Source organism: Bacillus sp. 22190 (genome assembly GCF_052045575.1).
In the GTDB taxonomy this organism is placed as follows: domain Bacteria; phylum Bacillota; class Bacilli; order Bacillales; family Bacillaceae; genus Bacillus; species Bacillus altitudinis.
Window position 1 is genome coordinate 317,531 of the sequence record NZ_JBQEPF010000002.1, and the last position, 13,904, is coordinate 331,434.

The following is a 13,904-nucleotide window of genomic DNA, read 5'->3' on the forward strand; positions in this document are numbered from 1 at the left end:
GGTTTTGTTTTTGCTGACAAAAGAATGGCGTATACTCACGATTAATCCTGGCTCTACCTCAACAAAAATCGGTGTGTTTCATAATGAACGATCTATTTTTGAAACGACATTAAGACATACAGATGAGGAAATCAAGCAGTTTCCTCATATCATTGATCAATTTTCATTCCGTAAAGAAACCATTTTAAAAACACTGCATGAACAGGGGATGAACATCTCAAAGTTTGATGCAGTTTGCGCTCGCGGTGGTCTTCTTCGTCCGATTGAAGGTGGCACATATGAAGTAAATGAGCAAATGGTTGAAGATCTAAAAGAAGGGTATGCTGGCCAGCACGCCTCTAATCTAGGCGGAATTATTGCCCGAGAAATTGCACTTGGCCTTAACATCCCAGCTTTTATTGTTGATCCCGTAGTCGTAGATGAACTACAGCCGATTGCTCGTATTTCAGGACTGCCAACAATTGAGCGGAAAAGCATTTTTCATGCGTTAAATCAAAAAGCAGTCGCAAGAAAAACGGCTGCTTCGTTTGGAAAGCGTTACGAAGATTTGAACATGATCATTACCCATATGGGCGGCGGAATTACGATTGGTGTACATCAAAAAGGAAAAGTCATTGATGTGAATAACGGTCTTCATGGCGAGGGTCCTTTCAGCCCAGAGCGGGCAGGTACTCTTCCAACAGGTGACCTTGTTAATTTATGCTTTTCTGGTGAATATTCGCAAGAGGAAATGCTCAAACGCATTATTGGCGAAGGCGGTCTTGCGGGCTATCTTGGTACGACAGATGCAGTAAAAGTAGAGCGAATGATTGAAGCAGGCGATGAGCGTGCGGCGCTTATTTATGAAGCGATGTGCTATCAAATTGCCAAAGAAATTGGTGCGGCTAGTGCGGTCTTAAAAGGAGCTGTAGACGTCATTGTGTTAACAGGCGGCCTTGCCTACAGCAAACAAATTACGTCAAGCATTAGAGGATACATTGACTGGATTTCAGATGTTGTTGTGTACCCAGGTGAAAATGAATTGCAATCCTTAGCAGAAGGGGCGCTTCGCATTTTAAAAGAAGAAGAATCACCAAAAGAATACCCAAATGATCAAAAGGCGGAGAAAGGAGTGACAAGTCATGGCAACTGAATATGACCTCGTCATTCTTGGTGGAGGCACAGGCGGCTATGTAGCGGCCATTCGTGCCTCTCAACTTGGATTGAAAACAGCAGTCGTAGAAAAATCAAAGCTCGGTGGAACATGTCTTCATAAAGGCTGTATTCCATCTAAAGCGCTGCTTAGAAGTGCAGAAGTCTATCAAACGGTCAAACGTGCCGCTGATTTTGGCGTTGAAGCAAGCGGAATTGCCTTACAATTTGCAAGCGTACAAAAAAGAAAAACAGAGATTGTCGACAAATTAGCAGGCGGCGTCAAACATTTAATGAAACAAGGGAAAATTGATGTATACGAAGGAATAGGCCGTATCCTAGGCCCTTCGATTTTTTCGCCAATGCCGGGCACCATCTCGGTAGAAATGGCGAATGGCGATGAAAATGAAATGCTGATTCCTAAGCAGGTCATCATTGCGACTGGATCAAGACCGCGCGTCCTGCCCGGACTTGAAGCGGATGGAACACACATCCTTACATCAGACGAAGCACTTGAACTGCAAGAACTCCCTCAGTCCATGCTGATTGTCGGCGGAGGCGTGATTGGGATCGAATGGGCTTCCATGCTTAACGATTTTGGCGTAAAAGTCACAGTGATCGAATTTGCAGATCGCATTTTGCCAACAGAGGATCAAGATATTTCTAAAGAAATGGAAAAGCTTTTAACGAAAAAGGGCATCACCTTAGTGACAAATGCGAAGGTTCTGCCAGATACTGCCGAAAAGCATGAGAATCTGGTCAAGATCCAAGTGGAACAAGGTGGAGACACTCAGTCGTTTGAAGCAGAGAAACTGCTTCTTTCAGTTGGCCGAGTGCCAAACGTGGAAGGCATAGGTCTTGAAAACACGGACATCCAGACAGAAAATCATGGCATTGTCGTGAATGAGCATTACCAAACGAAAGAGTCGCATATTTACGCAATAGGTGATGTCATTGGCGGTCTTCAGCTGGCGCATGTCGCATCACATGAAGGCATGATTGCAGTAGAACATATGGCTGGTCAAGATCCAAAGCCGCTTGATGAAACGCTCGTGTCTAAATGTGTGTACTCTCACCCAGAAACCGCTAGCGTTGGACTGACTGAACAGGCGGCAAAAGAGCAAGGCTACGAAGTCAAGATTGGGAAGTTTCCCTTTATGGCCATCGGAAAAGCGCTTGTATTTGGAGAGTCTGATGGATTTGTCAAAATCATTGCTGACCAAAAGACAGATGATATCTTAGGGATTCATATGATTGGTCCTCATGTAACAGATATGATATCTGAAGCTGGATTAGCCAAAGTATTAGATGCAACTCCGTGGGAAGTGGGGCAGACGATCCACCCGCACCCAACCTTGTCAGAAGCAATTGGCGAGGCAGCACTGGCTGTTGACGGAAAGGCGATCCATTTTTAATCAAGGAGGGAAACATGATGAGTAACATGCGTCATCAGGAATTAGGATTATCAGATGAACAAGCGATTGACATATATAGAACCATGCTTTTAGCAAGAAAAATTGATGAACGGATGTGGCTTTTAAACCGTTCTGGAAAAATTCCATTCGTCATCTCTTGTCAAGGACAGGAAGCGCAGCAAGTCGGTGCCGCTTTTGCCCTCAATAGGGAAGAGGATTACGTTTTACCTTATTACCGTGATATGGGGGTTGTCCTTGCATTCGGGATGACGGCGAAAGATTTAATGATGTCTGGTTTTGCGAAAAAAGACGATCCAAACTCAGGCGGGAGACAGATGCCAGGTCATTTTGGGCAAAGATCAAACCGAATTGTGACTGGATCATCGCCTGTGACAACACAGGTTCCTCATGCGGTTGGCATCGCACTTGCCGGGCGTCTAGAGCAAAAGAATTTTGTTAGCTTTGTCACGTTCGGTGAAGGCTCTTCAAACCAAGGAGACTTTCACGAAGGCGCCAACTTTGCTGCGGTGCATAAGCTACCTGTTATTTTCATGTGTGAAAACAATAAGTATGCGATTTCTGTCCCGTATGACAAACAAGTGGCATGTGAGCGTATTTCAGATCGTGCAATAGGGTATGGAATGCCGGGTGTGACGGTTGATGGAAATGATCCGCTTGAAGTGTATGCAGCGGTCAAAGAAGCGAGAGACCGTGCGGCAAGAGGCGAAGGCCCAACATTGATCGAAACCATTTCTTACCGGTTAACTGCGCATTCAAGTGATGACGATGATTCTAGCTATCGAGAAAAAGAAGAAGTGCTCGAAGCAAGAAAGAAAGATCCGCTCATTCAATATGAAACGTACTTAATCGAAGGAAATGTCATGACTTCTGAAATGAAAGAAGAGATGACAAAAGAAATCATGCAAATCGTAAACGAAGCCACTGATGAAGCGGAAAACGCAGCTTATGCCGATGCAGAAAGCGCACTTCGTTACGTGTATGCGGAGTAAGGGGGAAGAAAAATGCCTGTTATGTCATATATAGACGCTATTACACTAGCGATGAAAGAAGAAATGGAGCGAGATCCGAAAGTGTTTGTGCTCGGAGAGGATGTCGGGAAAAAAGGCGGCGTATTTAAAGCAACAGCGGGTCTTTACGAGCAATTTGGAGAAGCGCGCGTCATGGATACACCTCTTGCCGAATCAGCGATTGCAGGTGTAGGTATTGGGGCTGCTATGTATGGAATGCGTCCGATCGCGGAGATGCAATTTGCGGATTTTATTATGCCAGCCATCAACCAAATCATTTCAGAGGCTGCAAAAATTAGATATCGTTCCAATAATGATTGGAGCTGCCCAATGGTCATTCGTGCTCCTTACGGGGGCGGCGTACACGGGGCGCTTTATCATTCACAATCTGTCGAAGCCATTTTTGCCAATCAGCCAGGCTTAAAGATTGTGATGCCTTCTACACCTTATGATGTCAAAGGGTTGTTAAAAGCCGCAGTGCGTGATCCAGATCCTGTATTGTTCTTTGAACACAAACGTGCATACCGTCTCATTAAAGGAGAAGTGCCTGAAGAGGATTATACGCTCCCTATTGGAAAAGCGGATGTGAAACGAGAAGGCGATGACATTACGGTCATTACATATGGCCTTTGTGTTCATTTTGCCCTCCAAGCAGCAGAGCGCCTTGCGAAGGACGGAATTTCTGCTCATATTCTCGATTTACGTACAGTGTACCCGCTTGATCAAGAAGCGATTATTGAAGCGGCATCAAAAACAGGGAAAGTACTCTTGTTAACAGAAGATACAAAAGAAGGAAGCATCATGAGTGAAGTAGCTGCCATCATTTCAGAGCACTGCTTGTTTGATTTAGATGCGCCAATTAAACGTCTAGCAGGACCTGATATCCCTGCAATGCCTTATGCACCGACAATGGAGAAATTCTTCATGGTTAATCCGGATAAGGTAGAAGCTGAAATGAGAGAACTAGCGGCGTTTTAAGAAAGAGGAGGGTTTCAAAGTGGCAACTGAACAAATGAAAATGCCTCAGCTTGGTGAAAGTGTAACAGAAGGAACCATTAGCAAATGGCTCGTTTCACCTGGCGATCATGTGAATAAATACGATCCGATTGCGGAAGTCATGACAGATAAAGTAAATGCAGAGGTTCCGTCATCCTTTACAGGAACAATCACTAAACTAGCGGCTGCAGAGGGTGATACACTTCAAGTAGGAGAAGTGTTTTGTGAAATTGAAGTAGAAGGCAGTGCGCAGCAGAGTGCGAAAATAGAAGAGGCGCCTGCGCAAGATGAAGCACCAGAACCTGACCAAACAAATGTGGATCAGAGTCAAAAGAAACGATACTCTCCGGCAGTCCTGCGTTTAGCAGATGAGCACGGAATTGATTTAGCGACTGTTCAAGGAACGGGAGCTGGCGGCAGAATCACAAGAAAAGATTTGCTGAAGCTTGTCGAAAGTGGAGGCGCAAAAGAAACAGCAGCACCTGCTAGTGAAAGAACAAGTCAAAAAGAGCCTGCTCAGTCGACACAAGGAAAAGCAGCTCCTTCCATCCCTTCAATGCCTGGAGATGTTGAACTGCCGGTCACTCCGATTAGACAGGCGATTGCCGCAAACATGCTAAGAAGCAAGCATGAAATTCCACATGCCTGGACGATGATGGAAGTGGATGTGACAAACCTTGTGACAAGAAGAAATCAGCTAAAAGATCAATTCAAAGCAAAAGAAGGCTTTAATTTGACGTTCTTTGCGTTCTTTGTCAAAGCAGTGGCTCAGGCCTTAAAGGAATTCCCTGAAATGAACAGCATGTGGGCTGGTGATAAAATTGTTCAAAAGAAAGCGATCAATGTCTCCATTGCTGTTGCGACAGATGACGCTCTTTTTGTCCCAGTGATTAAAGATGCGGATGAGAAAACGATTAAGGGAATCGCCAAAGAAATTCATGAACTTGCTTTCAAGGTCAGACAAGGCAAACTGAAGCAAAGTGACATGGAAGGCGGCACTTTCACTGTGAACAACACAGGATCATTTGGTTCGGTTCAATCAATGGGGATCATTAACTATCCGCAAGCAGCCATTTTACAAGTAGAATCTATTGTAAAGCGCCCGATGATTGTAAATGGTATGATTGCCGCGAGAGATATGGTGAATCTTTGTCTTTCATTAGATCATAGAGTACTCGATGGTCTTGTATGCGGTAGATTCCTGCAAAGAATTAAACAAATTCTTGAAGGCATTGACGAAGAGACGTCCGTCTATTAAGCTCATTTATATGTCCCCTTCTCACAATGAGAGGGGGATTTCCATATCAATCAGAAAGGAGCCATGAGATGTCTGGACTAGATTTTTTTGCTTTTCTTACGATCGGTCTGATGTTTATCACAGCCATTGCGTTCGCTTTTCTTCGGTATATTTCCAAATCACGCAATCATCCTGAACGCTTACTGCTCATCATATCGATCGTTTCAATCATTCAAATCGCCTATTGCTTGTTGATGATAGGTGGATTTAAAGGAGTCGCCAATAGTTTATTAGGCATTTCCCTTCTGATAGGTACACTGCTAGGGTATGCACTTGAATATTTATACAGACGTTATATCAAAAAAACGCCCGCATCGAAATGATGCAGGCGTTTTCTTTATTCTGCTGGAACGATAAAGGTCAAATGCTGTTTTAATACTTCAAGGGAAGAAGGAGCGGTCATGTATACTTCTCCATCTGTATCTGCATCCATTTCCTCTTTAGTATGAATATGAATGCTGGATGCTTGTATAAGAGACAGGTCACCTTTAAAATCCTCTAGCTCTTCACGGTTCATTGAAAAAATCTCTTTTAAAGCAGAGAAACTCGTATTTCTGCAAATTAAAATTTCGACTTTTCCATCATCAATTGAAGCATTTGGCAGATCTATTTTATTTGTACCGATAAAGTGCCCATTCATGACAAGGACAATCACAGCTTCTTCTTCCCAGTTTTCCTCTTCCGTTTCAATGCGTACATAGAAAGGTTCTGTCTGCTGAAGGGTTCGAAGAGCGCTCGTGAAGTAGCTGATTTTTCCGAGGACAGCTTTTTCTTTATCATTAATATTGTTTGAGGTATCTGCGATGAGACCAATCCCCCAAAAATTTAAAAGGTATCGATCCTCTGCTTTGATTAAATCGACCTTTTTTTCAGTGCCATCTATCACCATTTGAGCGGCCTTTGGCATCTGCTGAGGGATGCCCAGCGTTCTAGAAAAGTCATTGCACGTCCCGCCAGGTAAGATCGCTACAGTCGGCCTTTTTTCTAAACCGCCAATTCCATTCATACATTCATGGACGGTTCCGTCTCCACCTAGTATAATCAGCAATTCAACCGACTCATCCATCTCACGGCAGAAATGATAGGCATCATTCGGCTGTTTTGTAGGCTTAAGGATGAGTTCATCAATATGTAAAGAAAGAAGAGGCACTGTTTGACCTAGTGTTTTTTCCATGTTTTTTTGTCCAGCATTTCCGTTATAAATGAGTATCGCTTTTTTGAATTGTGCCATCACGCAGTTCTCCCTTTCATCACTTTACTATCACTTTTCCCCAATTCCACAGGTCATAAACGACGTTTGAAAAAAGTGAAGGGTGCGAAACAAGACATTTGCCCGCCGGCGTTTTCCTTGATATGATGTAGTTAAAATGGTTTGGTACGTAGAAGGAGTGGACGGTTATGAATATTGATTTTAATTTATTTATGAATGATATTGTGAAACAAGCACGAGAAGAGATTAAACAGGCAGGTTATACGGAACTGACAACAGCTGAAGAAGTCGATGAAGCGCTGACGAAAAAAGGAACGACACTTGTCATGGTGAATTCAGTGTGCGGCTGTGCAGGCGGTATTGCTAGACCAGCGGCTGGTTATTCTGTTCATTACGATAAGCGTCCAGATCAATTGCTCACAGTGTTTGCTGGACAGGACAAAGAAGCAACCGCAAGAGCACGTGAATACTTTGAAGGCTTCCCGCCATCTTCACCATCATTTGCTCTATTAAAAGACGGGAAAATCATTAAAATGGTCGAACGTCACGAAATCGAAGGACATGAACCGATGGAAGTGGTGTCAAAACTTCAAGCCGCTTTCGATGAGTATTGCGAAGAAGTGTAACATGTTACTTTTGAATGAATCATTTAGAGGCAGTCCGGTCTTTTGATCGGTCTGTTTTTTTGTTTTATATGACATACGAATCAAAATAATTTTAGCAAAATACTATTGCATATCAAAAAGAAAGTGTTTAAAATACATTATAGTGAATAAATATTCAAATCTACTCATGATTTTAAATACTAGGAGGCATTATCATATGAAAAAGTGGTTATTATTACTTATGACAGCTGGTCTTGCAGCTGCATTAGCAGCATGCGGAACTTCTTCTAATAATTCAAACGCATCAGGAGACGACAAAACACTCATTATGGCGACTTCAGCAGATTATCCACCATTTGAATCAAAAGACGGTGATAAAATTATCGGTTTTGATGTCGACCTTGCTACAGCTCTAGCGAAAAAGAACGGCTACAAGCTAGAAATTCAAGATATGGACTTTGCAAGCCTCGTGTCAGCTCTTAAAACAAATAAAGCTGATATTGTCCTTGCAGGCATGACACCAGATGAAAAGCGAAAAAAACAAGTAGACTTCTCTGACATTTATTACAATGCTAAAAACATGGTTGTGACGAAGAAAAATAGTGGTATTAGTACGGAGAAAGATTTAAAAGATAAAACTGTGGGAGTTCAACTAGGTTCTATTCAACAAGATGAAGCAAATGGAATGCAAAAGAAATATAATTTGAAGGTAGAAGATCGTAATAAAATCGCCGATATCATTCAAGAGATCAAGGCAGGCCGTTTTGATGCAGCTATTATTGAAGATAAAGTAGCAGCAGGATATTTAAAGAAAGAGAAAGACTTTCAAGCTTTTGACCTTAGTGGGTCAACAAATAATGGTTCAGCCATTGCATTCAAAAAAAATAGCGACTTAACAGCGAAATTCAATAAATCATTAAAAGAAATGAAGGATAATGGCGAACTTGATAAACTCATTAAAAAATGGTTTGCTGATGAAAAGTAAGTCAGGAAAAGGATCAGCGTCATTCATGAAAATCAAGTAGAAAGCGCTGAAAAGTTCAACATGTGTTGAACTTTTTTCCTGTTTATTCTTTGATTTTATCTGAAGGAAAAAAAGGAGAATATCATGATGGATTTTAAAGATGTCATACCTCAGATGCCCTTTATTTTAGAAGGTCTTAAAGTAACGCTTTCTATTGTTGTGGTATCACTGTTTCTTGGTTTTATTTTAGGAATCTTATTAACGCTCTGTAAAATTAGTGTATTTAAGCCGCTTATCTGGCTAGCCGATTTTTATACGTCAATCTTCCGAGGCACACCGCTTGTGCTTCAGCTTTTGATTATTTATTTTGGTCTTCCCCAGCTGCTCGGCTTTCAAATTGATCAATACTGGGCTGCTGTAGCCGCCTTTTCACTAAACTCGGCGGCGTACGTTTCTGAGATCATTCGTGCAGGAATCAATGCCATTGATAAAGGGCAAAAAGAAGCGGCCGTTGCTTTAGGTATCCCGTATGCTAAAATGATGAAGGACTTATTGCTTCCGCAAGCATTCAAAAATATTTCACCAGCACTTGTGAACGAAACTATTACACTGACAAAAGAATCAGCGATTGTCACAGTCATTGGACTTGGCGATGTCATGAGACGAGCCTATCAAGCAGGTGCCGTCACCTATAACTATCTTGAACCGCTAATTTTTGCGGGTCTCATCTATTATGTCATCGTGCTTATTCTTACCTTCGTCGGCAAATCGGTGGAAAGGAAGTTAAAATCAAATGATTAAAATAGAGAAACTCACAAAATCTTTCGGTAAAAATGAAGTGTTGAAAGGGATTGATACCACAATTAAAGAAGGCGAAGTGGTAGCTGTCATCGGGCCGTCTGGTTCAGGAAAATCAACATTTCTTCGCTGTATTAACTTACTTGAAAAACCGACTTCTGGAGTGATTACGATTCAGGGGACGGAAATTACCAATCCAAAAACAAATGCACTAAAAGTGCGCGAGAATATTGGTATGGTGTTTCAACATTTTCACTTATTCCCGCACAAAACAGTGCTAGAAAATATTACGTATGCGCCAATGAATGTAAAGAACCAATCGAAGGAAGACAGCATCAAGCAGGCAGAGGAGCTTTTAAAAAAGGTTGGACTTTTAGAGAAAAAAGATGATTATCCGAACCGGCTGTCAGGTGGTCAAAAGCAGCGTGTCGCCATTGCACGTGCCCTTGCGATGACACCAGACATCATGCTTTTTGACGAGCCGACGTCTGCTCTTGATCCAGAAATGGTAAAGGAAGTATTAGAGGTCATGAAAGAGCTCGCTCAATCTGGGATGACGCTGATGATCGTCACACATGAAATGGGCTTTGCAAAAGAAGTGGCAGACCGTGTGATCTTTATGGATGATGGGAAAATTGTAGAGGATGCCAATCCTGTAGAATTCTTTGAATCTCCGTCTTCACAGCGTGCTCAAGATTTCTTACAAAAAATATTATAATGAAAAAAACGAGGAGGAGACTTAACATCTCCTTCTTTTTTTGATTATAATGGGGAAAGTAAAAAAAGTTCATCATTTCACAAAAGTAGACAGAAAAGAGTGAATCACATCATGTTTAAAATCGGCTACCGAACGCTGAAAACAGCATTAGGAACAGCTCTAGCCATTTACATTGCACAAATGCTCGGTCTGCAAAACTATTCAGCTGCCGGCATTATTACGATTCTTTGTATTCAGGTGACGAAAAAAAGGTCACTCCTCGCATCTGGGGCCCGCTTTGCCGCATGCAGTCTTGCCATCTTATTTTCTTATTTATTTTTTGATCTGATTGGGTATCATCCTTTTGTCATTGGACTGATGCTGCTCGTCTTTATTCCAACAACGGTCTTGCTTCGGATTAAAGAAGGGATTGTCACAAGTTCAGTGATTATCCTTCATTTGTATATGTCTGGAGGCATTACGCTTCATCTCATCTGGAATGAGCTTTTACTCATCACCATTGGTGTAGGGGTCGCACTCATTATGAACCTGTATATGCCTAGCGTTGATAAAAAGCTGAAACAATACAGTGAACAAATTGAAGCGAATTTTGCGAAAATCTTTGAAGAAATCGAGCAATATTTAATGACCGGAAAACAAGACTGGACAGGAAAAGAAATTCCAGAGACGCATCAATTGATTAAAGAAGCGAAGGCTCTTGCATACCGTGATGTTGAAAACCATGTCTTAAGACATGAAAATCTGTATTATCATTATTTCAACATGAGACAAAAGCAATTTGAAATCATTGAGCGTGTGCTTCCGAAAATTACGTCCATTTCTGTTACAACGGAGCATGGGCAAATCATTGCAGAATATATTAGAGATTTACGAGAACATATTCACCCAGGGAACACGGCGCATAAGTTCTTAAGACGCCTGATTGATATGAAAGAAGAGTTTGATGCACTGCCACTTCCACAAACACGTGAAGAATTTGAAGCTAGAGCCGCACTCTTTCATTTTCTCGGAGAAATGGAACAATATTTGGTGCTGAAAAGTTATTTTAAAGGGATGAAAGAATAAAGACGCATGAGTTCCTCCTTCATTGGTCAATCTAATGAAAAAGGAGGAGCCTATGCGTCTTTTATTTTATACTGTGCTGACCATGTCCCTTTCACCCATCTGGCCGCTCGGGCAAAACCCGCTTCCAGGAGACCCGTATGTCATTATTAATAAACAAACGAACGAGCTTGCGTATATTGATCATGGGAAAATTCAAAAAGTCTACCCGGCTTCTACTGGCAAAACAGCTGATTTAACGCCAGAAGGTGAATTTACAATTATGATCAAAGCGAAAGATCCTTATTACAGAAGAAAAAATATTGAAGGCGGCGCAAAGAATAACCCACTCGGCCGAAGGTGGATTGGATTTGATGCGCTAGGAACCGACGGGAGAACCTATGGCATTCATGGAACAAGTGATGAGACATCGATAGGGAAATTTATTACGGCAGGCTGTGTACGTCTTCATAATCAAGATGTAGAACGGCTATTTGATCAGCTTCCAGTTGGTACAAAGGTATGGATCACGACATCAAGCGATGCATTTGAAAAACTGGCCAAAGACAAACAGGCCATTCGTTAAAAAACGAATCACCTGCTTGTCTGCTTTTTTATCAACACTTTATAAAAAGGCTGCCGCTCCTGCTAAAAGTGAAGAAATTAACAGTAAGCTAATCATGAGCAATACCATAAATTTCATGAATTTCTGAGACATATCGCACCCCTATAATCAAATGTTTTTGCGACGAGCGCACCTTTCTTTATTCTAGCTCGTTTTTACGCAGGCGACAAGTGATGTACAAAGGAAGTGAACGGATGAATCAAATCGATCATATAGCCATTGCCGTTTTCTCAATTCAAAAAACAGCACGTACGTTCTCTAGGCTGTTTAACTGGGAATTTTCAGACATAGAAGTACTTCCGAATCAAGGGGTCAAAGTATCTTTTGCTTCCCTAGGTGATCTGCACATTGAGTTGATTGAACCGATGGAGGATCACAGCACATTACATACCTTTTTAATAAAAAGAGGAGAGGGGCTTCATCATATTGCATTAAAGTCAGGTGACATTCAGGCTGATCTCAGTCAACTTGAGGAGCTCGGCATGCAGCTCATTCAAAAGGGCGCACAAAATGGTGCGAACGGAAATCGCATTGCGTTTATTTCACCAAAAGAAACGTCAGGTGTGCTAATTGAATTGTGTGAACCTTTGAAAGGAGAGAAACAGGAAGATGCATGAATCGTTCAATGACTTGACTGAATGGCGCGAGAAAGCTTTAAGGGGCGGTGGTGAAAAACGAGCAGCGGTTCACCGAAACAAAGGAAAGCTGACTGTTCGGCAGCGGCTTCATGAACTTCTTGATGAAGGCAGCTTTATGGAAATTCAGTCATTCGCTAAAGGCTGCCGCTCAGAACATTTAGGGGATGGCGTTGTCACTGGGACGGGACTGATTCATGGGAGACAAGTAGGCGTATATGCACAAGATGCGACCGTGTACGGGGGTTCGCTAGGGGACATGCATGCGAAAAAAATAGCGGCTTTAATGGATTTGGCTGCTAAAAATCAAATGCCTGTTATCGGTCTAAAAGACTCAGGTGGTGCGAGAATTCAGGAGGGTGTGGTATCATTAGAGGGATACGGTCAGATTTTTAAACGGAATGTGCTGTACTCTGGTCAAATTCCACAAATATCCGTTATTTTAGGCTCCTGTGCGGGAGGTGCAGTTTATTCACCTGCACTGACGGATTTTGTATTCATGACGGAGCAAACAGCTCATATGTTTTTAACTGGACCGAAAGTGATAGAAAAAGCAACAGGAGAGACGGTCTGTCCTGACCGGCTTGGAGGTGCAGCAGTTCAGCATCAAACAAGCGGGAATGTGCACTATACAGGGAAAGATGAGAAAGACGTGTTAAAAGCAGTTCGAACGCTTTTAACGTACATACCAACGAAACGACGGCCTGTCATTCATCGTAAGGTGCAAAAGCATGATGCGAGCGATCTTGGGAACATCTTGCCAAAGGAGCCATCACGTACTTATGATGTTAAACAAGTGGTGACAGCGATCACCGACCACGGCTCATTTTTTGAAACGCAGCGTTGTTTCTCCAAAAATATCGTCACAGGTTTTGCCAGATTACAAGGGTCTTCCATTGGTCTTGTAGCCAATCAGCCTAAGGTGCTGGCAGGAAGCCTTGACCTCGATGCTGCTGATAAAGCGGCTCGGTTTATTCGATTTTGCGATGCATTTCATATTCCCATTTTAACCCTTGTGGACGTTCCTGGTTTTTTGCCAGGTGAGAAAGCTGAGCATGCAGGCATTATCCGCCACGGCGCAAAGCTTCTGTATGCGTACGCTGAGGCGACCGTTCCAAAGATCACTCTGATTTTGCGAAAGGCATTTGGCGGTGCATACGTTGCGATGAATAGTAAGGGCTTAGGTGCTGACTTTGTGTATGCATGGCCAGAGGCAGAAATTGATGTCATGGGAAAAGCATTTGCAGACGAAATTGTTCATCCTGCTTTGCGTGAGGTGGACAATGAACCTAGTGTCATGAAGGCAGCACAATTAGGATTAATCGACGATATTTTAATGCCAGATGAAACGAGAGAGCGGCTCATTCGCTCATTTGACCTGCTTCGCAGTAAGGAAGAAGATAGACCGTTAAAAAAGCATGGAAACATGCCGCTATAAGAG

16 protein-coding genes are annotated in these 13,904 nt (G+C 42.4%); 14 read left to right on the forward strand and 2 right to left on the reverse strand.

Annotation, left to right across the window (positions count from 1 at the left end):
- Nucleotides 1-10 precede the first annotated feature (10 nt).
- The 6 genes from buk to ACTJKA_RS04585 all read left to right on the forward strand — a co-directional run bounded on the left by buk (nt 11) and on the right by ACTJKA_RS04585 (nt 6,190).
- The gene (gene buk / locus ACTJKA_RS04560; protein WP_017357958.1) at nt 11-1,132 is read left to right on the forward strand and encodes a butyrate kinase; all 1,122 of its coding nucleotides are present in this window, start codon (nt 11-13) and stop codon (nt 1,130-1,132) included.
- A complete protein-coding gene (gene lpdA, locus ACTJKA_RS04565; protein ID WP_017367571.1) occupies nt 1,122-2,546 on the forward strand; it encodes a dihydrolipoyl dehydrogenase in 1,425 nt (474 codons plus the stop codon). The genes buk and lpdA overlap by 11 nt, the downstream gene beginning before the upstream one ends.
- Nucleotides 2,547-2,563: 17 nt before the next feature.
- Entirely contained in the window at nt 2,564-3,556 is a 993-nt protein-coding gene (locus tag ACTJKA_RS04570) for a thiamine pyrophosphate-dependent dehydrogenase E1 component subunit alpha (protein ID WP_017367570.1), read from the forward strand.
- A 12-nt stretch (nt 3,557-3,568) separates the two neighbouring features.
- Complete coding sequence (locus tag ACTJKA_RS04575; protein ID WP_007501148.1) at nt 3,569-4,552, forward strand: alpha-ketoacid dehydrogenase subunit beta; 984 nt, start codon at nt 3,569-3,571, stop codon at nt 4,550-4,552.
- A 19-nt stretch (nt 4,553-4,571) separates the two neighbouring features.
- Entirely contained in the window at nt 4,572-5,828 is a 1,257-nt protein-coding gene (locus ACTJKA_RS04580) for a dihydrolipoamide acetyltransferase family protein (RefSeq protein WP_336749939.1), read from the forward strand.
- A gap of 68 nt (nt 5,829-5,896) precedes the next feature.
- Complete coding sequence (locus ACTJKA_RS04585) at nt 5,897-6,190, forward strand: YesK family protein (protein WP_008342236.1); 294 nt, start codon at nt 5,897-5,899, stop codon at nt 6,188-6,190.
- Between the two features lie 14 nt (nt 6,191-6,204).
- Here ACTJKA_RS04585 and ACTJKA_RS04590 read toward each other — a convergent pair whose 3' ends face one another.
- A complete protein-coding gene (locus ACTJKA_RS04590) occupies nt 6,205-7,098 on the reverse strand; it encodes a YegS/Rv2252/BmrU family lipid kinase (RefSeq protein ID WP_125590462.1) in 894 nt (297 codons plus the stop codon).
- Nucleotides 7,099-7,265: 167 nt separating this feature from the next.
- Here ACTJKA_RS04590 and ACTJKA_RS04595 point away from each other — a divergent pair, with 167 nt between their 5' ends.
- From ACTJKA_RS04595 to ACTJKA_RS04620, 6 genes are all read left to right on the forward strand, one after another.
- Nucleotides 7,266-7,703, forward strand: a complete 438-nt coding sequence (locus ACTJKA_RS04595) for a BrxA/BrxB family bacilliredoxin (RefSeq protein ID WP_007501138.1) — start codon at nt 7,266-7,268, stop codon at nt 7,701-7,703.
- A gap of 196 nt (nt 7,704-7,899) precedes the next feature.
- Nucleotides 7,900-8,667 carry a transporter substrate-binding domain-containing protein gene (locus ACTJKA_RS04600; protein WP_171465565.1) on the forward strand — a complete coding sequence of 256 codons (768 nt, stop codon included), beginning with the start codon at nt 7,900-7,902 and terminating at the stop codon, nt 8,665-8,667.
- Between the two features lie 126 nt (nt 8,668-8,793).
- Nucleotides 8,794-9,447: an amino acid ABC transporter permease gene (locus ACTJKA_RS04605; protein WP_008342239.1), complete on the forward strand. Its 654-nt coding sequence runs from the start codon at nt 8,794-8,796 to the stop codon at nt 9,445-9,447.
- The gene (locus tag ACTJKA_RS04610; protein WP_017357952.1) at nt 9,440-10,162 is read left to right on the forward strand and encodes an amino acid ABC transporter ATP-binding protein; all 723 of its coding nucleotides are present in this window, start codon (nt 9,440-9,442) and stop codon (nt 10,160-10,162) included. The genes ACTJKA_RS04605 and ACTJKA_RS04610 overlap by 8 nt, the downstream gene beginning before the upstream one ends.
- Nucleotides 10,163-10,273: 111 nt before the next feature.
- Nucleotides 10,274-11,227, forward strand: a complete 954-nt coding sequence (locus ACTJKA_RS04615) for an aromatic acid exporter family protein (RefSeq protein ID WP_007501130.1) — start codon at nt 10,274-10,276, stop codon at nt 11,225-11,227.
- Between the two features lie 52 nt (nt 11,228-11,279).
- A complete protein-coding gene (locus ACTJKA_RS04620; protein WP_050827386.1) occupies nt 11,280-11,789 on the forward strand; it encodes a L,D-transpeptidase in 510 nt (169 codons plus the stop codon).
- A gap of 39 nt (nt 11,790-11,828) precedes the next feature.
- Here the strand turns inward: ACTJKA_RS04620 and prli42 are convergent, their stop codons facing one another.
- On the reverse strand, nt 11,829-11,921 hold the full coding sequence (prli42, locus tag ACTJKA_RS04625) for a stressosome-associated protein Prli42 (RefSeq protein WP_017357951.1): 93 nt from the start codon (nt 11,919-11,921) through the stop codon (nt 11,829-11,831).
- Between the two features lie 101 nt (nt 11,922-12,022).
- On the opposite strand from prli42, the gene mce reads away from it, so the two are divergent.
- Together mce and ACTJKA_RS04635 are read left to right on the forward strand one after the other, a co-directional pair.
- Nucleotides 12,023-12,445: a methylmalonyl-CoA epimerase gene (gene mce, locus ACTJKA_RS04630; protein ID WP_035702812.1), complete on the forward strand. Its 423-nt coding sequence runs from the start codon at nt 12,023-12,025 to the stop codon at nt 12,443-12,445.
- Nucleotides 12,438-13,901, forward strand: a complete 1,464-nt coding sequence (locus ACTJKA_RS04635) for an acyl-CoA carboxylase subunit beta (protein ID WP_171465564.1) — start codon at nt 12,438-12,440, stop codon at nt 13,899-13,901. The genes mce and ACTJKA_RS04635 overlap by 8 nt, the downstream gene beginning before the upstream one ends.
- Nucleotides 13,902-13,904: the final 3 nt, after the last annotated feature.